Source organism: Nocardia takedensis NBRC 100417 (assembly GCF_000308695.1).
Classification (GTDB): Bacteria; Actinomycetota; Actinomycetes; order Mycobacteriales; family Mycobacteriaceae; genus Nocardia; species Nocardia takedensis.
Genome location: NZ_BAGG01000016.1, coordinates 1 through 21,287, shown reverse-complemented (window position 1 = coordinate 21,287; position 21,287 = coordinate 1). Strand labels below are relative to the sequence as shown.

Below are 21,287 nucleotides of genomic sequence, written 5' to 3'. Positions count from 1 at the left end.
CTCGAATTCTGTTGTGGTGCTTATTCGGTAGGACACCGGTCGCGCCGATTCGGCACGGGGCGATCGGTGTGAGCTAGGTAACGTCCTTTCGGGGCTCGGGTCGTTCTCGGGCGTCCTCAGCGCGGCCCCCGTTCTCCGAATCATCAACGGGCGCGGTCAAATCGACCTCGACATCGGCCTGCGCGGCGTGATCGGCGGTGTCGACAGCTGTCGGCAGCGGTGCGGTGGAACCCGCTGCGACGGCGGCGGATTCCTCGGAGCGGAAGGCGCTCGCGTCGAGTTCGGTGACGATCAACCGCACCGGCGCCCGCGACCATTCGGTCTCGGCGAGCGCGGCACGCACCGCGGCGGCGGCCCGTTCGAGCAGCGGCGGCAGCGGCAGCGCGGTGGCCACCACGCGCACCTCGACCCGGGCCGCGGTCACGTCGACGGCGGCGCCGCGCGCGTCGGCCCGCCACCAGCGCGGAATGTCGGCCACGGGGGCAGCGGGACGCAGACCGGGTACCGAGTCGATCGCGTCGAGGATCGCGGCGGTCACCGCGCTCACGACCACTCCGGTTCGATGTCGGTCACCGCGACCGTCACCGCGGTCACCTGCTGACCGGTCTGTTCCGCCACCACCCGGGACACCTCCTGTTGCACGGCCGCGCCGACCGTCGCGACTCGACGTCCGGCGGTGAGGACGACGTCCACGTGGACGGACAGCGCTGCGCCGTCGCGCCGGACCCGCACGCCTTCGGCGGGGGCGGGCTCGGCGCCCGTCCAGCGCTGCTTACCCACCCGGACCAGGCTCGACACCAGTCCGCGCATTCCGGGTTCGAGTCGTGACACTCCCGGGGTGGCCAGCGCGGCGCGCGCGGCGACGGCGGCCAGCACCCGGTCCTCGACGACGATCTGCGCGGTCGCGTCGGTCATCGCGCACCGTCCGAATCGGGCAGGACGTCGGCGACCACGATGTCGAGCCTGCCCAGGACCAACCCGATGCGGGTGTCCAGCGCGGTGGCGACGCGTTCGCGGATCAGCGGCAGCGCCTGGTCGACGGTGGTGCGGCCGAGGGTGATCGCCACCGACATCTCCACCTCGACGCGGTGCGCGCCGTCGGCGACCCGGATGCGGCAGTGTCGCGCGCGCACGCCGGGCACGGTGTCCACGGCGTAGCGCAGGACGGCGGCCACCGCCTGTTCGCTGACCTCGACCGCGCCGGGGTGCGGGGTGGGCAGCGCGATTCCGCGACCGCGGCGGGCTTCGGCGCGGACGGCCGACATGATGCGACCGACCAGGTCGGGCGGGGTCGGTTCGGGTTCGGCGACCAGTTCGGCGGTGGCCGCGCGCAGGGCGAGCAGGCTCTCGCGCGCCGCCGCGCAGTGCGGGCAGGTCAGGTCGTGTTCGTCGCCGAAGCCGGCCCGTACGGCGTCGAGTCGGTCCCAGACCTGGTCGACCTCGCGCCCGCAGGGCAGTCGGTACTCCTGTTCCTCGGTCGTGCTGTTCATCGCCACGGCTTCATCACCTCCGCCAGTTGCGCTCGTGCCCGCGCGATGCGACCGCGCACGGCGGTGGTGTTCGCACCGACGATGTCCGCGATCTCCGCGTAGGACAGTCCGTCCAGTTCGCGCAGCAGCCAGCAGGCCCGCTGCTCGGGGGTCAGCGTCCCCAGCGCCTCGTTGAGCGCGCGCAGTTGTCCGCTGACCTGTGCCGCGTGCTCGGGTCGTGCGTCCGAGCGCGGCGATTCGGTGTCGTCGGGGTCGAGGTCGACGGCGGGTCGCCGCGCCCGGATGACGTTGAGGCACCGGTTGGTCGTCATGCGATACAGCCAGCTCACGAAGGCGCCGTCGGCTTCCAGTTGCGGAAGTCGCCGCCAGGCGTCGAGGTACACCTCCTGCACGACGTCCTCGGCGTCGGAGCGATTGGCCAGCATTTTGGTCGCGAGCCGGAACATCCGGCCCTGGGTCCGCACGACGAGCTGTTCGTAGGCCCGCACATCGCCGTCGCGCGCCCTGCTGACCAGGGTCGCGTCGTCGGTCACCGCGTCGATCGTGGTCACGCCACCTCCTGCACCACTCGTCCTCTGGGACACCGGGGCCGCGGATTCGTCACGTCCATTATGACGTGACGCTCGTCTCACCGTTTGCCGCGTGATTGCCGAGGCTCGGGCGGTGTCCTCTGTTCGTGCGCCGCAGGAATTGGGGGCACGACGTCAGGGATATTCCCGATGCGCCGGACGTCTCGTTCGTGCCACGATGTGCGGTCGACCCTGTTCGACCGAAAACGTTGGGGCGCAGTCGCATCGACCCGTCCGTACACGTCGTGCACCGACCGGTTCCCGGTTGTCACGGTTTCGTAACGACCACGAACGGGTATTCAGCGAGGTATGACAGTGACGGACAACCGACCAACCCGAATCGCCGGTGTCGAGGTGGGGACCGCCGTCCTGGCCACCATCGCCTGCGTCGCCTTCACGGTCGCGGTCGCGGTGCTCACCGCCTCCGCGGTGCTCACCCTGCTCGCGGGCGCGAGCCTGATGCTCGGCCTGGCCGTCGTGCTGGCCATCCTTCCCAGCGCGGAATGACCGCCCGACGGTCGCCGAATATCACAGCCGGCGGGGCGGTGGCGGCACGTAAGGTACGAGCATGGCGGACCCCGATATCTCCAAGCTCGTCCAGTCCGTCGTCGAGGAATACCTGATCGACGGCGAACGCAGGTACAACCGGGGCGAGGTGGCCCAGCGATCGGGCGTCTCCCCCAACGTCTCCCGCAAACTGTGGACGGCCCTGGGCTTTCCCGCCAATCCCGACGACGCCGTCGACTACACCGATTCCGACGTCGAGGCCGTGCGGTCCTTCCGCGGCCTCAACGTCGTCGCCGCCTCCGATATGCGCCAGCAGGCGTCCGCGGCCCGCGCGCTCGGCCTGAGCATGGCCCGCCTCGCGGAATGGCAGGCCGATCTGGTGTTCGCCGAGATCTCCGACCGGGTCGCCACCGCCGTGGCCGAGAACGACATCACCGACCCCGAGGAGATCGCCGCGCTGACCCTGGCGGCGGCCGAGGAGACCACCTCGGTGGTGGCGCGCATCCAGACCTATGTGTGGCGACGGCATCTGGCCGCGGCGATGTCGCGGTCCTTCGACGGCCACATCACCGAGGATTCGACCAGGGAACTGGCCGTCGGCTTCGCGGACATGGTCGGCTACACCCGGCTGACCAGGCATCTACACCCCGACGAACTGTCGATGCTGCTCGAGGCGTTCGAGTCGACCACCACCGCGGCGATCACCGACAACGGCGGTTGGGTGGTCAAGAACGTCGGCGACGAGGTCATGTTCGCGGCGGAGACGGCGGGCGACGCCGCGCGCATCGCGCTGGCCATCCAGGAGTCGACCATGATGGTCGGCGGCACCCCCGAGCTGCGGGTGGCCCTGGCCTACGGTCCCGTGCTGCAACGCCTCGGCGACCTCTACGGCTCGGTGGTCAACATCGCCTCCCGACTCACCGGTGTCGCGCGCCCCGGGACGATCCTGGTCGACGACGGCGCGGCCAAACAGTTGGCGGGCGACTCGGAATTCGATCTCCAGAACCTGCGCAGCGTCCGCGTGCGCGGGTTCAACCGACTGCGTCCGCACCTGCTGCGCCCGAAGGAGGACTGAGCGCGTGCCCGATCCGGAACGGGAGTGGCCGGGGCTGCGCGAACGGTTCCTGATCACCGCCGACGACGCGGTGCTGGCGCTGAACAAGCCGGTCGGCATCTCGGTGACCGGCGAGCGGCACGACACCGACATCGTCGACCTCGCGGCGGCGGCCGGGCAGACCCTGTATCCGGTGCACCGCATCGACAAGGTGACTTCGGGTCTGGTGTTGCTGGCCGTGGATCTCGCCGCGCACGGCGAGCTGACCAGGCAGTTCACCAAGCAGACGGCGCGCAAGACCTATCTCGCGATCGTGCACGGGTCCGCTCTGCCCGAGCGCGGGATGATCGACCTGCCGCTGAGCGTGGGCCGCAAGAACCGGGTGCGGATCGCGGCGCAGCGCGAGGCGATCCGCACGCGCGAGGACGCGGGCCGCACGCGGTGGTCTGTAGAGGACGCCGATCTGCTCGACACCAAGCGCTACCCCTCGGTGACCGAGTTCGCGACTCTGGCCCGCCTGGGCGAGTACACACTGCTGGCGCTGCGTCCGGTCTCGGGGCGACGTCATCAGATCCGGGTGCACCTGGCCTGGATCGGGCACGCGATCGTCGGCGATCCACTGTTCGACAAGTCGGGCGTCAGCGAGCGGACCCACCTGCACTCCTACCGACTGGTCCTGGCGGCGTCGTGGCGCACGCCCCCCGAACTCGACCTCACCGCCGAACCGGGCGCGGATTTCTGGGGGCCCTTCCCGGGGGCCGATCCGGGTGTCCTCACCGGTGTCGAAAAACTCCTCGATGTGACCTAGATCATTGATCGACTCGGTGCCGCGCGAAGGTGTCCGGATTCACGGCGACGCTCAATACCCAGGTCAACTAGCCTGAATCGGTGCCGACAGCACGACGGTGGCACACTCTGACGCAACGGAGCGATCCCCGGAGAAAGCGAACGCCGATGATCCTGGTGGCACAGGTCAGCGACACCCATCTCGATCTCGGCACCCGCAACGCGGAGCGCGTCACCCGGGTGATGGAGTTCCTCGGCGGTCTGACTCCGCGCCCACTGGCCGTCCTGCACACCGGCGACGTCACCGATTCCGGCAAGACCGAGCAGTACGCGCAGGCCCACGCGGCGCTGGCCACCGACCTGCCCCTGTACCTCACGCCGGGCAACCACGACGACCGCGCGCACTTCCGCACCACCTTCCTGGACGAATCGCCTTCCGACGCGCCGATCAACCAGGTGCACAAGGTCGGCGACCTGACTGTCGCGATGCTGGATTCCACCATTCCCGGCGAACCGGGCGGTGTGCTCACCGACGCCACCTTCGAGTGGTTGCGCGAGACCTTGGCGGAGGCCCCCGCCGACTCCCCCGTCCTGCTGGCCATGCACCATCCGCCCGCGCGCCTGTTCAGCCCGATCGTGGACGAGATCGCGCTGGCCGACCCGGATCACCTGGCGGACCTGGTCGCCGGTGACGAACGGATCATCGGCGTGCTGACCGGTCACGCGCACGCCGCCGCCGTCACCACCTTCGCGGGAAAACCGCTGCTGGTCGGCCCGAGTACGGCCTCGGTGCTCGGCGGGGAATGGGAACTGCGCCTGCCGGACCGGGTGATGGACTACGCGCCGGACCCGGCGGTCGCGCTGCACGTCATCGACAACGGCAGGCTGACAACGCATTTCCGGACCGTGCCGATGGGCGGACGGATCGACGTGCAGCCGGACTGAGCGACATCATCGGCGCGCCAGGTGTTCGCGCCGGAAGGCGGCGGGCGTCGCGCCGGTCCAGCGCTTGAAGGCGTAGATGAACGTGGAGGATTCGGCGTAGCCGAGTCGGATCGCCACATCGCTGACCGACAGCGGCGTGGCGGTCAGCATCTCCTCGGCCAGCGCGCAGCGCACCTCGTCCAGCAGGGCGCGGTAACTGGTGCCCGCCGCGTCCAGATGACGGCGCAGGGTGCGGGTGCTCATGTTCAGATCGCGGGCGACGGTGTCGATTCCGGCCGGAGCCGCGAACCCGTCCACGCCGCCCGGCACCAGCAGTTTGCGCACCTCGGCGGCGATGCCGGTGCGGGCGCGCCTGCGATCGACCAGGTCACGGCACTGGGTCAGGCACATCGCCCAGGTGTGCTCGTTGGCCTGCGGCAGCGGCTGATTCACCAGGGCGGGGTCGATGGCGAACAGGTTCTCCGGCATCGAGAATCGCGGCGTCACGCCGGTGACCTCGGCGATCCGGTCGGCGTAAGGCGGTTCCTCGAAATCGAATTCGGCTCTGCTGAGCGGCAGGTGGCGACCGATCAGATCGCTCATCACCCGATTCATCGCGGTGACGTCGCGTTCCACCAGGAACTGCCGGACGTCGGCGGGCACCGAGTCGACCTGGACCCTGGCGACGAATTCGCCCTCGGTCCATTCGGCGGTGGGCAGGCAGAAGGTGAAGCTGAGGTCCAGGAAGCGCAGTGCGAAGGTGATCGCCTCGATCAGGGTGGGGCTGGAGACGCAGGCGAAGCCGAAGATGCCGAAGGTGGTGATCCGGTAGCGCAGGCCGATCTCGACGCCGATGGCGGGACGGTCGCCGAGTTCGGCGACCAGGTTGCGGACGACGGCGAGTTCGGTGTGCGCGTCGATCTGGGCGTCGGGGTCGTGCAGCGTCGACTCGGCCAGGCCGGTACCCGCGAGCACGCGGGCCGCGGGCACGTCGCATTCGCCCGCGTAGGCCACCATCAGGGCCACGCTGGCGATGCCACGCGGGAAGTTCCAGTCGCGGATTCCCGGATCGATCACGCGCTTCATCCGACCAGTATGGCCGAAATTCTCGATCACGATTTCCGGAAGCCCCTACAGTGAAAGGAGGACGAACATGTGGGGAGAATCACATGACAGCACAGGGCGAGCGCGCGGCGGACACCTCGGTGATCATCATCGGCGCAGGATTCGGCGGCATCTGCGCCGCGATCGAACTGCTCCGCACAGGCATCCGCGACATCACCATCCTGGAACGGGCCACCGCACTGGGCGGCGTGTGGCGCGAGAACACCTACCCCGGCGCGGCCTGCGACGTGCCCTCCCCCCTTTACTCCTATTCCTTCGAACCCAAGCCGGACTGGCCGCAGCGCTACTCCCCGCAATCCGCCATCCACGGCTACCTCGACGGCGTCGCGCACCGCCACGGCGTCGACGAACACATCGTCTTCGGCGCGGAAGTCACCGAAGCCGTCTTCGAGGAGTCGAGCGGCCAGTGGGCGGTCCGCACCGCCGACGGTGTCGAACGCCGGGCCCGGGTCCTGATCCCCGCCGTCGGCCAACTCTCCCGGCCCGCCATGCCCGCCATCCCCGGCATCGACACCTTCGCGGGCGAGTCCTTCCACACCGCGCACTGGAACCACGAGGTCGACCTCACCGGCAAACGCGTGCTCTGCATCGGCACCGGAGCCAGCGCCGTCCAGTTCATCCCCGAAATCCAGCCGAAAGTCGCGCACCTGACGCTGTTCCAGCGCACCCCCGCCTGGGTCATCCCCAAATTCGACACCGACTACGGGCCGCTGCAACACCGCCTGTTCGCGCGCATCCCCGGCATGCTGCTGGTCGAACGCTTCGGCTGGTGGGCGCTGGCCGAATTCGTCTCCCTCGGACTGGTGGAACTGCCCGCGATCTCGCGCATCGTCTCCTGGATGGCGAGTCGCAACCTGCGCAAACACGTCGAAGACCCGGAACTGCGCGCCGCGCTGACCCCGGACTACCCCATCGGCTGCAAGCGGGCGCTGTTCTCCAGCGACTACTACCCCGCGCTGACCCAACCCAACGTGGAGGTGGTGACCACGCCGATCACCGCCGTCACCCCCACCGGGATCACCACCACCGACGGCGTCGACCACGACGCCGACGTCATCGTCTACGGCACCGGCTTCAAAGGCACCGAATTCCTGTGGCCGATGAAGATCACCGGGCGCGGCGGGCGCGAGATCGGCGAGGTGTGGGACGAGGGCGCGCACGCCTACTACGGCGTCACCGTGCCGGAATTCCCCAACATGTTCCTGGTCTACGGGCCCAACACCAACCTGTCCTCGGGCTCGATCATCTACATGATCGAATCCCAGACCCGCTACATCCGCGAGGCCGTGCGCCTGCTCGCCGAGAACCCCGGCCACACCCTCGAGGTACGCGCCGAGTCCGAGCGGGCGTTCAACGACGCCTTGCAGGAACGCCTGGTGCGCACGCCCTGGAACTTCTGCACCAGTTGGTACCGCACGGCCTCGGGCCGCATCACCAACAACTGGCCCGGAACGGTGTCCAGTTATCGCCGCAGGCTCAAGCGCGTCGAGCGCGCGGACTACCGGCTGACCCCGGTCGCGTGAGTCGCCGCGGCGCATCGGCGTCGGCAGGCCCCGAGGGCCGGCAGACTTGACCCGTGAGTGAACAGACCGCGACCGCCTTCGACGCGCGCGGCCCGCTGCGTCCCATCGAACTGGCGACCGGAGCGGTACTCGGCGGTGTCACGGTCGGGTTGATCACCGTCGGCTCGGTGATCCCGTTCGCCGCGGCGCTGCAACTGGTCGCGGCGGTCCCGATGGGCATGCTCGCCCACCGCTACCGGCCGCGCACCCTCGTCACGGCGACGGTGGCCGCCACCCTGGTGACTTTCGTCGCCGCCGGGGTCATGCCCGCGCTCGGCGTCGTCGGCACCGCGACCATCGGCGGCATCATCGGCGGCGTCAAACGCCGCGACCGCGGACTGTTCGCCGTCTTCCTGCTCTCGATCCCGGCCGGACTGCTGTGGGCGGGCTTCTCGGTCGGCTCGCTGCTGCTGTTCAGCCGCACCCGGGAACTGTTCTTCGACACCATCCGCAACACCGCCGCCGGGGTGCAGCGCATCGCCGCGCGCCAAGAGCAGTTGGAACCGCTCGGGCGCGCCGCCGCCGACGTCACCGCGTTCATCCTGCGCTGGTGGTGGGTGGTGGTCGGGGCCGGTGTGGCCTCCGGCGTCATCGTCAGCGCGCTGGTGTCCTGGTGGATCCTCGGCTCGGTGCTGGACCGGCTCGCCTGGCTGCCCAGCCGCGACCGACTCGACGCCCCGCCCGACAACCGGCCGGTCCACCCGCTGCCAGTCGCCCTGCGCGCGGCCGGATACCGCTACCCCGGCGCCGCCGCCGACGCGCTGCACGGCATCGACCTCACCGTCCACAAGGGGGAATTCGTCGCCGTCGTCGGACACAACGGGTCCGGCAAATCCACGCTGACCAGGCTGCTCGCCGGACTGCCGCCCACCTCGGGTGAGGTCACCCGCCCCGGATCGGCGGGGCTCGGACAGATCGGCGGCACCGCGCTCGTGCTGCAACGGCCGGAGAGTCAGACCCTCGGCGTGCTCGTCGCCGACGACGTGGTGTGGGGTCTGTCCGAGGAGTCCGCCGCCGAGGTCGACGTGGAAGCCCTGCTGCGCGAGGTCGGCCTGGACGGCATGGGCGATCGCGAGACGGCCACGCTGTCCGGCGGGCAACAGCAGCGCCTCGCCGTGGCCGCCGCGCTGGCCCGCCGCCCCGCGCTGCTCATCGCCGACGAGGCCACCTCGATGATCGACCCCGACGGCCGCCGCGACCTCGTCGCCCTGCTGGCCGACCTGCCGGTCCGGCACGAGATGGCGGTCGTGCTGGTCACCCACCACGAGGCCGACGCCGCCGCCGCGCACCGCGTCGTGCACCTCGCCGACGGTCGCGCCGTACCGCACCTGCCCGCGTGGCCGCGCCCCGCCCGCGACGGCCGCCGCCGCCCGATGGGGCAGACCGTGCTGGAACTGCGCGAGGTCCGCCACACCTACAACCGCGGCACGCCCTGGGAAGCGCCCGCCCTGCACGGCGTCGACCTGACCGTCCGGCGCGGCGAGGCACTGCTCGTCGTCGGCGGCAACGGGTCCGGGAAATCCACGCTGGCCTGGATCATCGCGGGTCTGATCCGGCCCAGTTCGGGCCGGTGCGACCTGGCGGGCAAATCGGTCGCCGGACAGTCCGGGCGGGTCGCGCTGGCCTTCCAGCACTCCCGGCTGCAATTGCAGAAGCAGACCGTGGGCGAGGAGATCGCCGACTGGGGCGGTCGCACCACCGGATCGGGCGCGGTCGGGCGGGCCATGGACGCCGTCGGCCTGGACCGCGCGCTCACCGCGCGTTCCATCGAATCGCTCAGCGGCGGACAGGCCAAACGCGTCGTGCTCGCGGCGATGGTCGCCAGCCGCCCGCAAGTGGTGGTCCTGGACGAACCGCTGGCCGGACTCGACCCCGAGGGCCGCGCCGACATCGTCGAACTGCTCGCGCGCCTGCGCGACGCCGGCCTCACACTGATCGTCATCTCCCACGACGTCGCCGACATGTCCGCGGTGTGCGACCGCACCGTGCACCTGGAATCCGGGCGCATCCTCGAATCCCAGCCCGCCGCCGACCACGCGCGGATACCCGACAGCCACCGCGCGGCGCCGGCCCCGTTGCCCGGTGACCCGGTGTGGCGCCTCGACAACGGAGGACACCGATGAGCACCGTCCTGCTGCGCCGTGTCCCCGTCGGCAGTCCCGTGCACGACCTGTGGGCGGGCACCAAGATGATCGCCGCCTTCCTGATCAGCCTGCTGCTGATGTTCTGGCCGAGTTGGACCGTGCTCGGCGTCATGGTCGTCTTCCTGGTGCTGATCGGCGTCGTGGCCCACCTGCCGCTCGGCACACTGCCGCGACTCCCCTGGTGGTTCTGGGGGCTGCTCGGCATCGGCGCGCTGATCAACGTGCCGGTCGGCGGGGCCGCGGTCCTGCGGTACGCGCAGGTCGTGGTGTTCGGTCTGGTCCTGGTCGTGGCCGCCTTCCTCATCGCCTGGACCACGCCGATGGGCGATATCGCGCCCGCGCTGGCCAAGATGGGCGGTCCGCTGCGCAGACTCAAGGTGCCCGTCGACGAATGGGCCGTGGTGGTGGCGCTGACGCTGCGCGGACTGCCGCTGCTGCTCGAGGAGATCCGGGTGCTGCGCGCCGCGCGCAAACTGCGGCCCAAGGACCGGATGAACGACCTCACCAACTACAGCCCGATCATCGACATCCTCACCGCCGCCATGGCCGTCGCCACCAGGCGCGCCTCCGAGCTCGGCGAAGCCATCACCGCGCGGGGCGGCACCGGCACGCTCACCGCGCACCCCAGCGCCCCCGGTCGTCGCGACGCCCTCGCGCTGGTCGTGGTGGTGCTGGTCGGCGCGGGCGCCGTCGGACTGGACCTGCTGATCTGAGCGGCGGTCCCCGGCCGGACAATGGAACCGTCCGGTGGGGTGTCGCGTCCTAGTCTTGTGGGCACGTGCGGGCCTGACGATGAGCGAACGGGGTGTGGGTATGGCCGACAGTGAACGGGAGGCGCGGCTCGCGCAGAACGCGGCGCTGCGCGCGGAAGTGGACGATCTGCTGGCCACCTTCGAGCGGCAGCGGCGCGATTTCGCCGAAGCGCAGGCGCGGGTCGCCGCGGCCACCGTCACCGCCTGGTCCGCGGACAGGTTGATCCGGGTCACCGCCAACAGCGCCGGCGTGCCCACCGAGGTGCATGTTGAGGCCGACGCGTTCAAACGCTCCACACCGGAGACGCTGGGCCGCTCGATCACCGAGGCCACCCGGGCCGCGGCGGCCCTCGCCGGAGAGGAAGCGCGGCGGGCCTTCAGCTCAGTCGAGAGCGTCGGGGTCGACATCCCCGACCTGCCCGACCTGGTGCCCGGCGCGCCCAGCATCAAAAATCTGGTGCGCTCGCTGATCCCCGAACCCGCGGAACCCGAAACCCCCATGGACGACGAGGCCGAGGACGAGTTCTTCCGCAACCGCAGCTATCTGGACGGTGGGCGATGAGCACCCTGAAGGTCGACCCCGACGCCCTGCGCTCCACCAAACCCGGCATCTCCGCGGCCGCGCGGAAAGTCCTCGACGCCATCGAGAACGCGAAATCGGTGATCGAGGCCGAAGGCGAATGCTGGGGGTCCGACGAGATCGGCCAGAACTTCGCCGAGAACTACACCGAGGGCGCCGAGGAGGGTGTCACCGCACTCGGGTATCTCAGCAAAGCCGTCGACGCGCTGGCGGGCGGGGTGGACGCGATCGCGTCCGCCTTCCAGGATCAGGACACGTTGAACGCCAAAGCCATGGACAAGGCGAAAGAGGCTGTGCAGTAAGGGGTCTGGGCGACCTCGGCTTGGTGCGACCATGACGACGATGCCACCCGGAATGGCGGGCCCTGGTCGAGCCGGCTTCGAGGATCAGCGGGGATGGCAACCCGGGGTCGTGGGGCGGGCGGCGAAACGGTCGGACAGGAAGTTCATCGCGCCGGTGACTTCGCCGAGGGCGGCCGGGTTGTGGCCGGGTAGCCAGGAGTGGCGGTAGGCGAGGTCCGCGCCCAAGGCGCAATAGCGGTCGACCAGGGTACGGAAATTCGCGTGGGGGATCACGTTGTCGGAGGTGCTGTGGAACAGGTACGTCGGCGCGGCAGGGGCGACACTCGACAGTTCCTGGGCGTCGAGGGCGGCGCGGAAGTCCGGGTGGTCCAGCACATTCGGCGCAACGGTGAAATCGTCCAGGCGCGCGCCCGCGTACTTCGGCAGCAGTTCCTCGCCGCAGGCGGTGGCGTCCTCGGTGAGCACGGCGCGGCCGCGGTCGTTCAACAGATCGAACGAGCCGGGGTTGTTGCGGACCACGGCGTGCAGCATGAGGACGGCGAGCCCGGCCTGCCCGGTGCCCTCGGCGGTGCGCGCGATACTCACCCAGTCGGCGGGCACACCGCCCGCGGCGACACCCGCGAAACGCACGTCCGGCGCGTAGGAAGGTTGGTGTTCGGCCGCCCAGAGCGTCGCGTACGCGCCGCCCGAATAGCCGTACGCGCCCACCGGACTCGCCGGTCCGAGTCCGCCCTGCCCCAGGCCGCGCGCCGCGCGAATCCCGTCCAGCACACCGCGACCGGCGTTGCGGCCGTCCAGGAAGCGGGCGTCGGGCCCGTCGTAGTCGCTGGTCACCACGGCCCACCCGCGCAGCAGCGCCGCGGCCATGAACGGCGAGTCGACCAGGGTGTTGAAGCCGCTCTCCCACCCGCCGCGCAACGCCCGCGAGGGGGCGCAGCGCGCGCCGAGACTGTCCACCGCGACTTGGTAGGACAGCAGCGGACGCGCGCCGGGCGTCGAGAGCGGCGGCACCATGACGGTGGCGACTCCCGCGACCGGGCGGTCCGCGGAATCGTCGGTGCGGTAGAGCACCTGCCACGCCGAGATCGGCAGCGGCAACCCGAACACCTGGATCGGCCGCACCCGCAGCACGGAACCAGGTGCGGCCTGGGCCAACCCGTCCGGCGGGAGATAGAACGAATCCGCTTCCACCGTCTCGACATCCGCCGCCGCGGGCGATGCGACGAAAATGCCGAGCACCGCGAAACACGCTGCCAGCAACACCGTAATCCGTCGCGCCGAACCACCGGAGATCGCCATCGCGCACCCTCCCATCCCTGGCGAGGCGTCGACCCCACCTCGACGATCCCCCGACGGTACGCCCGCGTACCGCCCCGTGGCTACGGGTCAGCGGACGGGCACCGCACTCGCCGGGGTTCGCCCTCTGTGCGGACATCGATTCGGCGGCTAGGGGTTACGCGCCGGCGACGACCATCTCGCCACGAACACCGGCCGCGACTTTCACGAGCGCGGCATCCCGGCTGCCGACTCGCGCACCTACTTCGCTTGCGTTACAACGCTTCCGCAGGTTTCCGCACGGGTTCGCAACGATGCCACTTCCTCCCGGCCCCGGGTGAGCGGGCCTCCGGGATGCAGCACCGGCGTTGCTCAGGCCGCCGGCGGCGGGTTCTGGCGGTCCGCGCCGGAGCCGAGGAGCCGGTCGCGCAGCTGGCCCGCCGGCAGCGGACCCAGGCAGCCCCGGCAAGCCTGGTCACGCAGCCAGCCCGCAAGAAGCGCCTCCAAGCGGCCCGCCTGCCCGGCGAGTCCGTCACGCCGTCAGCCCGCGAGCAGCGGCTTCAGGCGGTCGGCGCCGGATTCGGTGAGCCAGTCGGTGAAAGTGCGCAGGCCGGGGTGGATTTCGCGGAGGGCGGGGATGTCGGCGTGCCAGCCGTCGCCTTCGCGGGTGCGTCGCCAGACCGCGCCGATGTCGGGGCCGAGTTCGTCGGCTTGGGCTTCGGTGAGTTCCGAGTAGCGCAGGGGGTGGCCGGTGGCGGCGGCGATGGCGGCGGCGGCGTCGCCCATGGTGACCGCGTCGCCCGCCAATTCGAGGACGCGGCCGTGGAATCCGTCCGGGTCGGCGAACGCCAGCGCGGCGAAGACGGCGATATCGGCGACAGCGATCATCTGGGTCGGGCGGTCGGTCGGGAACAGGTGGCGGTGCACGCCGCCGGTCACGCCGTCGATCGGGAATCCGACGGACAAGTAGTTCTCCATGAAGCGCACCGGCCGCAGCAGCGTGTAACGCAGACCGCTGGCGACGACGTGCTCCTCGATGCGTTCCTTGCCCGCCGCACCGCGATGCGGGCCGGTGAAAGTGGCGACGCCGCTGAACACGAACTGCTCGACCTCCGCGCGGACCGCGGCCTCGACCAGCGCGATCCCGCGCCGCGCCTCGACTTCGACATCCCAGCCGCCGGGACCGTAGGTCGCGGGCGGCATGCCGAAGACGGCGCGCGCGCCCGCGGTGGCGGCGGCCAGCGAGTCGGGGTCGTCGAAGTCGCCCACCGCGAGTTCGGCTCCGAGCGCGGCGAGTTCGCGTGCGACGGGAGCGGCGGGATCGCGAACCAGAGCGCGAACGGCGACCCCCTCGGTGAGCAGGAGTCGAGCGGTCGCGCCGCCTTGGTTGCCGGTCACTCCGGTGACCAGGACCGGCGCTTGCGATACGGACATGGTGGTCTGCCTCTCGATAGAATCGGGTCGGTCGACCCGATTTCGGACGTTAGGAGTGCCCGTGCCCGAACGGAAGTCCGCCGCCGTAGCGCCGCGTGACGAAACCCGGGCCAACGCGCGCACCGACGCCCGCCGCAACCGCGCCTTGGTATTGACCGCCGCGCAGCGCGCCTTCGCCCAATCGGGCACTTCGGTGTCGTTGGCCGAGATCGCCCGCCGCGCGGGTGTCGGCGCGGGGACCGTGCACCGCCATTTCCCCACCAAGATCGCGCTGCTGGAGGCGGTTCTGGAACAGCGCGTCGACGGCCTGACCGCGACCGCGCTGCGTTTCCGCGGCGCACCCGACGCGGGCGCCGCGCTCCTCGAATTCTGCGCGCTGCTGGTCGTCCGCACACCGGGCAACAAGGCCCTGTGCGACCTGCTCGAAGCCGACGACGGTTGGCCGCGCCCCCTGGTCCGCGACGCGGGCGAACGCTTCGAACGCGCCCTGGCTGCGCTGCTGGTCGCCGGACAGCGCGAGGGCTCGATCCGGCCGGATCTCACCGTCCCCGACCTGCTCGCCCTGTTCGTGGGATGCGTTGCCATCCAACGCGCCACGGGTGGCGGGCAGACCTTGAGCCACCCGGCCCGAGTGGTGCTCGAGGCGCTGCGCGAGCCCCGCTCCGAGCAGATCGCCACCACGGCGAATCCCGCGCGGACCACCGCGAGCCTTGTTGGACAGCCCCTCCGCGACGCCGCTGACGGACAGGTCTTCGCCGCGGATCGCCGTAACGGAACTCGCCCGAGTGACGAAACCGGTCGCGCGGAACTCGCGGAACAACGCTGCCCGATCTGCGCCGCCGAACTGCGCCGCTCCCCCACCGGCCGACCGGCCCGCTACTGCTCACCGGCCTGCCGCCAGAAGGCCCACCGCCGCCGCCTCGCCGCCCCCGATCGGTTCACCTGACCGAGAACCCCTGCGTCGACCACCCCTACCCGGCAGCGCCCCCAGGCGACCCCCACCCCGACGGACCTCACATGACCGAGAAGCCGACGAGCTCGACCATCGACCGCATCAGCCACCCCGGGCGACCCAGGTCAACATCACCACCCCGTCCAAAGCCCCCGGCCACCCGGGCCGAGCGCCCGGCACGAGCAGTCCACCTATTCGGCCATCCGGCCGCCTGCCCCGCTCACCGATCAGCCGCGACAGTTCCACCGCTCGAGCGCGGCGCAATCACCGCCGACGGCACATTTCCGACGCTGTCGCTCAACCGCGTGCTCTCCGGGACTCCACCGGTCGGTGCCGGGCGACCGGATAGCCGCCCGCCGCGTGCTCGATCGCGGCATCCGCCACCCGACCGGGCAACGTCACCGCGATCGGGGCCTCACTTCTCGTCGATGGCCTTGCGGGCGGCGTCCTGGACCGAGTCGACCTTGTCGGCGTATTTGCCGTCGGTCTTCTGATCGACCAGGTCACCGGCCTTGTCGATGACCGGGTCGAGTTTGTCGGCGTTCTCGCGGGCCAGGGCCATCGCCTTGCCTGCCAGGTTCTTGAAGTCCACCGGTACTCCTGATTCTCGTGGGGGCACAGCGTTTCCACGATACCGAGCCCGCATCGAAGGGGTTCGGCTAACTACGCGCGATCAGTCGGTCTCGCCCAGCCAGGCCGGGTGCCACAGGCGGCCCGCCTCGGTCCAGTTCATGTAGCGGACGGTGCCCGCGATGCGCGGTGTCACCCACACGGCGTCGCGGCGTTCCTCGGTGGTGAGGTCGTTGACGAAGGGACTGGTGGCGCGTTCGCCGCGACGCAGTCGGCCGGCGAGTTCGCGCAGGTCGGTGTCGCCGAAGCCGGTGCCGACGCGGCCCACATAGTAGAGCCCGTCCTCGTGTTCGACGCCGACGAGCAGGGATTTGAATTCCCGTGCGGTGCTGCGTCGCCAACCGCCGACGACGACCCGCCGGGTCTGCCAGTTGCGTTGCTTGACCCAGGAGTGGCCGCGCTTGCCGGGCAGGTAGACCGAATCGCGGCGTTTGGCGATGACGCCTTCGAGTCCGTGGGCGATGCTGTGGTCGAGGGCGGCAGCGCCGGGGCCGGGCAGTTGGTCGGGCACCAGCAGCGAGGGCGCGGTGGCGGCCAGTGCTTCGAGGACGCGGCGGCGGTCAGCGAAGCGTTTGCGCAGCAGCGAGGTGCCGTCCAGGTACAGCAGGTCGAAGGCGACGAGCACCGCACGCGTCGGATCTGCTTGCAGCAGTGACAGATCGGCGACGCCGTGTTCGTCAAGGACGACGGCTTCCCCGTCCAGGACGACCCGGTGCCCCTCGAGTTCCGCGGCCACGGCGGCCACGCCCGGGTACCGGCCGGTGACGACGTTGCCCGCGCGACTGCGCAGCGTCGCCGTGCCCGAGTCGAATTCGGCGATGAGCCGGAATCCGTCCCATTTGGTCTCGAAACACCATTCGTCGTCGGGGAGGTCGGCGACCTCGCCCGAGGTGGCCAGCATCGGCGACAGACCGCGCGGGAACGGCGCGCCCCCGTCGCGACGCTCGGCTCCCGACTGGTCGCGCATCAGATGCATCAGCCACTGGTCGCCCTTGGTGCGGATCAGCGCGTAGCGGCCGGTGAGCCGGGTGCCCGAGAAGGTGACGATGACCTCGTCGTCGCGCCATTTCTCGGTCTCGTAGGTGCCGCTGTCCCAGATCGTCATCGCGCCGCCGCCGTATTCCCCTTTGGGGATCTCGCCGTGGAAGTCGAGGTATTCCAGCGGGTGGTCTTCGGTGTGCACGGCCAGGCGGTTCTGGTCGGAACTGGTCGGGGGGCCTTTGGGCACCGCCCAGGAGACCAGGACGCCGTCGCGTTCGAGTCGCACGTCCCAGTGCAAGCGCCGCGCGTGATGCTCCTGGACGACATACCGGTTCCCGGCGCCGGCCTCGGGCGCGGCGGCGGGCACCGGTTCGGGCGTGCGCGACGGGTCGCGCATCGAGCGGTAGCGGGTGAGCGCGTCGGCGGGAGCGACGCCGCCCGGCGCGGGCGGGTCGAGATCGGCCAGCAGGTCGCCGTCGTCGCGGACGCGGGCCAGCACCTCGTCGAAACGCAACTGCCGCAGGCTGTCGCCGTCCTCGATCTCGGCCCAGGTGCGGGGTGCGGCGGCGTTGGGTTCGGCGCGGCCGCGCATCGAATACGGGGCGATGGTGGTCTTGGCCGGATTGTTCTGACTCCAGTCCAGGAAGACCTTGCCCTTGCGCACCGCCTTGGCCATGGTCGCGGTCACCAGGTCGGGGTGCAGTTTCTCCAGATTGTCGGCGATCTGCTTTGCCACCGTCGAGGCCCCGCCCGGACTCAGCGGCTTCGCCAGCGGCACATAGAGGTGGATGCCTTTGCTGCCGCTGGTCACCGGGAAGGCGCGCAGGTCGATCTGCTCGATGATGTCGCGGACCAGCACGGCTACGCGGGCGCATTCGGCGAGGCCTGCGCCGGGGCCGGGGTCGAGATCGAAGACGATCCGGGTGGCCGCGCCGCGCTCGTCGCCGTCGAAACGCCACTGCGGCACGTGCACTTCCAACGCGGCCTGCTGGCCGAGCCAGGCGAGACCGGCCTCGGAGTCGATCACCGGGTAGACGACCCGGCGATCGGAGTGCTCGACGGTGTGGCGCTCGATCCAGGACGGGGCGTGGCCGGGCAGGTTCTTCTCGAAGAACGACGGTTCGTCGACGCCGTTGGGCCAGCGTTTACGGGTGACCGGACGCCCCGCGATGTGCGGGAGCATCGCGGAGGTGATCGCGGTGTAGTAGGCGATGACCTCGCCCTTGGTCGTCCCTGTCGCCGGGTAGAGCACCTTGTCGAGGTTGCTCAGGTCCACCTCGACCTCGGGGCCGCCGGGGCCGCCCGCGAAGCGTCGCCGCACCACCCGGCCCGCCGCGGGTCAGCGCGGTCCGTGCTGTTCGGGCGGGATCGCCTTCTTGGCGGCCTGCTTGCCCTTCTCGATCTTGTCGGAGTACTTGCCGCTGGTCTTCTGGTCGAGGAAGGCGCCTGCTTTGTCGATGCCTTGGTTGATCTTCGGCGCGTTCTTGGCCGCGGCGTCCTTGCCTTTGCCGATCAGGCCCTTGAGGTTGTCTGCCAGACTCATGCCGTCGTTCCTCTCGTTGTGCCGAATGGTGCGAGCCGACGAAGTGGTCTCACCCCACATCTTCCCACCACGCCGAGCGCGGCGGGAGTACCGCGGGATCGAGACGCTGGCCCGGCATCGGCACGGCGACGGCGGTGCCCGCCGCCCCGGCCGCCCGCACCATCCGGCGCACCGGTTCCGACCAGCGGTGGAACGCCAGGTTGAAGGTGGCCCAGTGGATCGGCACGAGCAGTCCGTGACCTGGGTCACCGACGCACAGATCGGCGTGCGCGCGCACCGATTCCTCGGGATTCATGTGCACGTCGGGCCAGTGCTCGTCGTAGGCGCCGATGGGCAGCAACGTCAGGTCGAACGGGCCGTGGGCCGCGCCCGCCTCGGCGAACGCCTTCGTGTAGCCGGTGTCGCCGCCGAAATACACGCGACGGGTCGGGCCGATCAGCGACCACGACGCCCACAGCGTGGTGTTGCGGATCAGACCGCGCCCGGAGAAATGCCTGGCCTCGGTGCAGGTCAGCACCAGGTCGACGCCGTCACGGTCGCGACCGAGCGCCGAGAGCGACACCGACTTGCCCCAGTCCAACTCCACGATCCGCTGCTCGGGCACACCCCAGTGCCGCAGATGCGCGCCGATGCCCAGCGGCACGAGGAACGGCGCGGACTGCGCGGCCACCAGACCCATCACCGTCGCGCGATCCAGGTGGTCGTAGTGGTCGTGGGAGATGATCACCGCGTCGATCGGCGGCAGATCGGTCAGCGCGACCGGCGTCGGATGCAGTCGGGCCGGGCCGACCAGCGCCGACGGCGAAACCCGTTCGCTCCACACGGGATCGGTGAGCACCCGGTAGCCGTCGACCTCGATCAGCGCGGTGGCGTGCCCGAACCAGGTGACGGCCAGCTCGGCGGCCCGCTCCGGCAGTTCCGGGGTGCGCAGCGGCACCGGGTTGCGCGGACGCCCCAGGTTGCGCCTGGTCAGGGCCGAGTACAGCAGACCGGGCACCGAACCCACGATCTGACTGCTCGGCTCGCTGTTGTGGAACTGCTTGTTGCGGTAGGTGGCCGTCCCGGTCACGCCCGGCTGGATCGCGGGCATCGCCGCGCCGATCGCCGAGGGAATGTCCCAGACGGCGCGCACCACCCATGTGAGCCCGACGGCTCCCGCGGCGACACCGAGGATCTTGCGCACATTCGTCATGGTGATCTGCCCGTCCTCACTCCCCCTCAACGACCGATGAATCTCGCCGAACGCTTCTCCTGCCTGGCCAGCCGCCCTTCTTTGGCGTCGTCGCTGGTCCAGGCCGCTTGCAGGGCCGCGCGCTGCTGCGCGGACTCGGGTTCGCGGGTCCCGTCGTCATTGAACACCAGCTTCATGTGACGCAACGACAACGGAGCGAGTTCGGCGATGGATTTCGCCCACGCCTGCGCGTCGGCCAAGGTGCCGACGCGGTTGGCGAAACCGAAGGTGTAGGCGTCGGCGGCCGAGATCGTCTCCGCGCCGAGCAGGATCGTACGGGCCGGGCCACCGCCGATCAGCGAGGCCAACCGGCGTACCGTCCAGCGGTCCACCGAGATGCCGAGCTTGGCCGCCGGGATCGCGATGTAGGCGTCGGGCGCGATCACCCGCAGGTCCGAGGCCATCGCCAACTGCACCCCCGCGCCCAGCGCGCCGCCGTTGATCGCCGAGATCACCGGGATGGGCAGCGACTCGACGGTGTGCAGCATGTCCATCAGCCCGTCGAGGAAATCGTCCGAGTACACCCCCGACAGGTCCGCGCCCGCGCTGAAGATGGGCCCCCGCCCGGTCAGCACGATCACCCGCGCGCCGTCGGCGACCGCGGCGAGCACCGCCTCGCGCACCAACCCCACCAGTTCGCCGTTGAGCGCGTTGCGACGTTCCTCGCGCTGGAGTTCGATGGTGACAACGTCACCGTCGCGGCCGACTCCGAGCATGCATCCTCCCCAACTCGCCGTGTCCTTCGGTCATCTTCACTGTGCCACAGCACAGCGCACACCCTCGTGAAGGCCGATAGCATCGGCGGCTGTGCCGACAGATTTCGACATCCTGGTGATCGGCGCCGGTCAAGCCGGTCTGTCGGCGGGGTATCACCTGCGCAGGTTGGGGCTGGTCCCCGAACGGGATTTCCTGATCGTCGACCACGCCCCCGGACCGGGTGGCGCCTGGCAGTTCCGCTGGCCTTCGCTGACGCTGAGCACGGTCAACCGGGTGCACGATCTGCCCGGAATGTCCTTCGCCGAGACCCTGCCGCCCGAGGCGGACGCCGTCCCCGCCGCGACCGCCGTCCCGCACTACTACGCGCTCTACGAGAAACGCTTCGACCTGCGGGTTCGCCGTCAGGTGTCGGTGACGGTGGTCTGTGACCGCACCGCCGACGGGCAGCGCTGCGACGGACGAGGCGAGATCCTCAGGGCGGAGATCCTCGATGCCGGGGCCGACCGCGCGGGCGCGGGCGGCGCGGCGACCGGCAACCTCGGAACCGGCAGCCCGGGGACCGGCAACGTGGGGACCACCAGCGTAGATGCCGACAGCACGAGCCCCCGCCACGCGGAGACCGGCGGAGCGAGCAGGCACGCGGCCGGGACCGCCGTCACGGAGATCCTCCGCGTGCGCGGGCTGATCAACGCCACCGGCACCTGGGAGCGGCCGTTCATCCCGCACTAT

General features: G+C 70.5%; 23 protein-coding genes. 11 read left to right on the top strand and 12 right to left on the bottom strand.

All coding sequences use genetic code 11. The annotated features are described in order from the left end of the window. Window positions 1-73: 73 nt before the first annotated feature. Genes ON30_RS40545 through ON30_RS03755 form a run of 4 tightly spaced genes read right to left on the bottom strand, consistent with a single transcriptional unit; the run spans window position 74 to window position 2,041 of the window. Window positions 74-547, bottom strand: coding sequence for a hypothetical protein (locus tag ON30_RS40545; RefSeq protein ID WP_218006232.1), 474 nt, complete (start codon window positions 545-547; stop codon window positions 74-76). Beyond that, on the bottom strand, window positions 544-915 hold the full coding sequence (locus tag ON30_RS03765; RefSeq protein WP_040704219.1) for an Asp23/Gls24 family envelope stress response protein: 372 nt from the start codon (window positions 913-915) through the stop codon (window positions 544-546). Before ON30_RS03765 ends, ON30_RS40545 begins: the two co-directional genes overlap by 4 nt. Beyond that, on the bottom strand, window positions 912-1,490 hold the full coding sequence (locus ON30_RS03760) for an anti-sigma factor (protein WP_040704256.1): 579 nt from the start codon (window positions 1,488-1,490) through the stop codon (window positions 912-914). The genes ON30_RS03765 and ON30_RS03760 overlap by 4 nt, the downstream gene beginning before the upstream one ends. Then, on the bottom strand, window positions 1,487-2,041 hold the full coding sequence (locus ON30_RS03755) for an RNA polymerase sigma factor (protein WP_040704218.1): 555 nt from the start codon (window positions 2,039-2,041) through the stop codon (window positions 1,487-1,489). Before ON30_RS03755 ends, ON30_RS03760 begins: the two co-directional genes overlap by 4 nt. A 327-nt stretch (window positions 2,042-2,368) precedes the next feature. Here ON30_RS03755 and ON30_RS03750 point away from each other — a divergent pair, with 327 nt between their 5' ends. The 4 genes from ON30_RS03750 to ON30_RS03735 all read left to right on the top strand — a co-directional run bounded on the left by ON30_RS03750 (window position 2,369) and on the right by ON30_RS03735 (window position 5,351). Next, a complete protein-coding gene (locus ON30_RS03750) occupies window positions 2,369-2,566 on the top strand; it encodes a hypothetical protein (protein ID WP_083911117.1) in 198 nt (65 codons plus the stop codon). A gap of 61 nt (window positions 2,567-2,627) precedes the next feature. Continuing rightward, window positions 2,628-3,641, top strand: coding sequence for an adenylate/guanylate cyclase domain-containing protein (locus ON30_RS03745; protein WP_040704212.1), 1,014 nt, complete (start codon window positions 2,628-2,630; stop codon window positions 3,639-3,641). Between the two features lie 4 nt (window positions 3,642-3,645). Continuing rightward, entirely contained in the window at window positions 3,646-4,428 is a 783-nt protein-coding gene (locus ON30_RS03740) for an RluA family pseudouridine synthase (protein ID WP_051028900.1), read from the top strand. 146 nt (window positions 4,429-4,574) lie between these two features. Beyond that, a complete protein-coding gene (locus ON30_RS03735; protein ID WP_040704210.1) occupies window positions 4,575-5,351 on the top strand; it encodes a metallophosphoesterase in 777 nt (258 codons plus the stop codon). 6 nt (window positions 5,352-5,357) lie between these two features. On the opposite strand, the gene ON30_RS03730 is transcribed toward ON30_RS03735, so the two are convergent. Then, on the bottom strand, window positions 5,358-6,416 hold the full coding sequence (locus ON30_RS03730; RefSeq protein ID WP_040704209.1) for an AraC family transcriptional regulator: 1,059 nt from the start codon (window positions 6,414-6,416) through the stop codon (window positions 5,358-5,360). An 83-nt stretch (window positions 6,417-6,499) separates the two neighbouring features. On the opposite strand from ON30_RS03730, the gene ON30_RS03725 reads away from it, so the two are divergent. The 5 genes from ON30_RS03725 to ON30_RS03705 all read left to right on the top strand — a co-directional run bounded on the left by ON30_RS03725 (window position 6,500) and on the right by ON30_RS03705 (window position 11,795). Further along, window positions 6,500-7,978, top strand: coding sequence for a flavin-containing monooxygenase (locus ON30_RS03725; protein ID WP_040704208.1), 1,479 nt, complete (start codon window positions 6,500-6,502; stop codon window positions 7,976-7,978). Between the two features lie 53 nt (window positions 7,979-8,031). Further along, window positions 8,032-10,140, top strand: a complete 2,109-nt coding sequence (locus tag ON30_RS03720; RefSeq protein ID WP_063719815.1) for an ABC transporter ATP-binding protein — start codon at window positions 8,032-8,034, stop codon at window positions 10,138-10,140. Further along, entirely contained in the window at window positions 10,137-10,874 is a 738-nt protein-coding gene (locus ON30_RS03715; RefSeq protein WP_040704206.1) for a CbiQ family ECF transporter T component, read from the top strand. Before ON30_RS03720 ends, ON30_RS03715 begins: the two co-directional genes overlap by 4 nt. A gap of 100 nt (window positions 10,875-10,974) precedes the next feature. Then, window positions 10,975-11,475, top strand: a complete 501-nt coding sequence (locus tag ON30_RS03710; RefSeq protein WP_040704205.1) for a YbaB/EbfC family nucleoid-associated protein — start codon at window positions 10,975-10,977, stop codon at window positions 11,473-11,475. After that, window positions 11,472-11,795 carry a hypothetical protein gene (locus tag ON30_RS03705; protein ID WP_040704204.1) on the top strand — a complete coding sequence of 108 codons (324 nt, stop codon included), beginning with the start codon at window positions 11,472-11,474 and terminating at the stop codon, window positions 11,793-11,795. Before ON30_RS03710 ends, ON30_RS03705 begins: the two co-directional genes overlap by 4 nt. Window positions 11,796-11,879: 84 nt before the next feature. Here the strand turns inward: ON30_RS03705 and ON30_RS03700 are convergent, their stop codons facing one another. Together ON30_RS03700 and ON30_RS03695 are read right to left on the bottom strand one after the other, a co-directional pair. Beyond that, window positions 11,880-13,094: a lipase family protein gene (locus ON30_RS03700; protein WP_051028899.1), complete on the bottom strand. Its 1,215-nt coding sequence runs from the start codon at window positions 13,092-13,094 to the stop codon at window positions 11,880-11,882. 516 nt (window positions 13,095-13,610) lie between these two features. Beyond that, window positions 13,611-14,504: an NmrA family NAD(P)-binding protein gene (locus ON30_RS03695; protein ID WP_083911115.1), complete on the bottom strand. Its 894-nt coding sequence runs from the start codon at window positions 14,502-14,504 to the stop codon at window positions 13,611-13,613. 61 nt (window positions 14,505-14,565) lie between these two features. On the opposite strand from ON30_RS03695, the gene ON30_RS03690 reads away from it, so the two are divergent. Next, a complete protein-coding gene (locus tag ON30_RS03690; protein ID WP_051028904.1) occupies window positions 14,566-15,450 on the top strand; it encodes a TetR/AcrR family transcriptional regulator in 885 nt (294 codons plus the stop codon). Window positions 15,451-15,871: 421 nt separating this feature from the next. On the opposite strand, the gene ON30_RS37105 is transcribed toward ON30_RS03690, so the two are convergent. The 5 genes from ON30_RS37105 to ON30_RS03670 all read right to left on the bottom strand — a co-directional run bounded on the left by ON30_RS37105 (window position 15,872) and on the right by ON30_RS03670 (window position 20,557). Continuing rightward, the gene (locus ON30_RS37105) at window positions 15,872-16,048 is read right to left on the bottom strand and encodes an antitoxin (RefSeq protein ID WP_373282484.1); all 177 of its coding nucleotides are present in this window, start codon (window positions 16,046-16,048) and stop codon (window positions 15,872-15,874) included. A gap of 81 nt (window positions 16,049-16,129) precedes the next feature. Next, complete coding sequence (locus ON30_RS03685; protein WP_051028903.1) at window positions 16,130-18,388, bottom strand: ATP-dependent DNA ligase; 2,259 nt, start codon at window positions 18,386-18,388, stop codon at window positions 16,130-16,132. Between the two features lie 18 nt (window positions 18,389-18,406). Continuing rightward, complete coding sequence (locus ON30_RS03680; RefSeq protein ID WP_040704203.1) at window positions 18,407-18,610, bottom strand: antitoxin; 204 nt, start codon at window positions 18,608-18,610, stop codon at window positions 18,407-18,409. A gap of 49 nt (window positions 18,611-18,659) precedes the next feature. Then, window positions 18,660-19,802: an MBL fold metallo-hydrolase gene (locus ON30_RS03675; protein ID WP_040704201.1), complete on the bottom strand. Its 1,143-nt coding sequence runs from the start codon at window positions 19,800-19,802 to the stop codon at window positions 18,660-18,662. A 26-nt stretch (window positions 19,803-19,828) separates the two neighbouring features. After that, window positions 19,829-20,557, bottom strand: coding sequence for an enoyl-CoA hydratase (locus ON30_RS03670; RefSeq protein WP_040704200.1), 729 nt, complete (start codon window positions 20,555-20,557; stop codon window positions 19,829-19,831). Between the two features lie 91 nt (window positions 20,558-20,648). On the opposite strand from ON30_RS03670, the gene ON30_RS40835 reads away from it, so the two are divergent. Then, the coding region (locus ON30_RS40835) for an NAD(P)-binding protein (RefSeq protein WP_245553926.1) at window positions 20,649-21,287 on the top strand (639 nt) is incomplete at its 3' end.

Coding starts and splice junctions, on each gene's coding strand:
- ON30_RS03765 (WP_040704219.1), bottom strand. CDS start 915: ATGACCGACGCGACCGCGCAGATCGTCGTCGAGGACCGGGTGCTGGCC.
- ON30_RS03725 (WP_040704208.1), top strand. CDS start 6,500: ATGACAGCACAGGGCGAGCGCGCGGCGGACACCTCGGTGATCATCATC.
- ON30_RS03745 (WP_040704212.1), top strand. CDS start 2,628: ATGGCGGACCCCGATATCTCCAAGCTCGTCCAGTCCGTCGTCGAGGAA.
- ON30_RS03675 (WP_040704201.1), bottom strand. CDS start 19,802: ATGACGAATGTGCGCAAGATCCTCGGTGTCGCCGCGGGAGCCGTCGGG.
- ON30_RS03710 (WP_040704205.1), top strand. CDS start 10,975: ATGGCCGACAGTGAACGGGAGGCGCGGCTCGCGCAGAACGCGGCGCTG.
- ON30_RS03735 (WP_040704210.1), top strand. CDS start 4,575: ATGATCCTGGTGGCACAGGTCAGCGACACCCATCTCGATCTCGGCACC.
- ON30_RS03760 (WP_040704256.1), bottom strand. CDS start 1,490: ATGAACAGCACGACCGAGGAACAGGAGTACCGACTGCCCTGCGGGCGC.
- ON30_RS03670 (WP_040704200.1), bottom strand. CDS start 20,557: ATGCTCGGAGTCGGCCGCGACGGTGACGTTGTCACCATCGAACTCCAG.
- ON30_RS03680 (WP_040704203.1), bottom strand. CDS start 18,610: ATGAGTCTGGCAGACAACCTCAAGGGCCTGATCGGCAAAGGCAAGGAC.
- ON30_RS03705 (WP_040704204.1), top strand. CDS start 11,472: ATGAGCACCCTGAAGGTCGACCCCGACGCCCTGCGCTCCACCAAACCC.
- ON30_RS03730 (WP_040704209.1), bottom strand. CDS start 6,416: ATGAAGCGCGTGATCGATCCGGGAATCCGCGACTGGAACTTCCCGCGT.
- ON30_RS03700 (WP_051028899.1), bottom strand. CDS start 13,094: ATGGCGATCTCCGGTGGTTCGGCGCGACGGATTACGGTGTTGCTGGCA.
- ON30_RS03750 (WP_083911117.1), top strand. CDS start 2,369: ATGACAGTGACGGACAACCGACCAACCCGAATCGCCGGTGTCGAGGTG.
- ON30_RS03715 (WP_040704206.1), top strand. CDS start 10,137: ATGAGCACCGTCCTGCTGCGCCGTGTCCCCGTCGGCAGTCCCGTGCAC.
- ON30_RS03695 (WP_083911115.1), bottom strand. CDS start 14,504: ATGTCCGTATCGCAAGCGCCGGTCCTGGTCACCGGAGTGACCGGCAAC.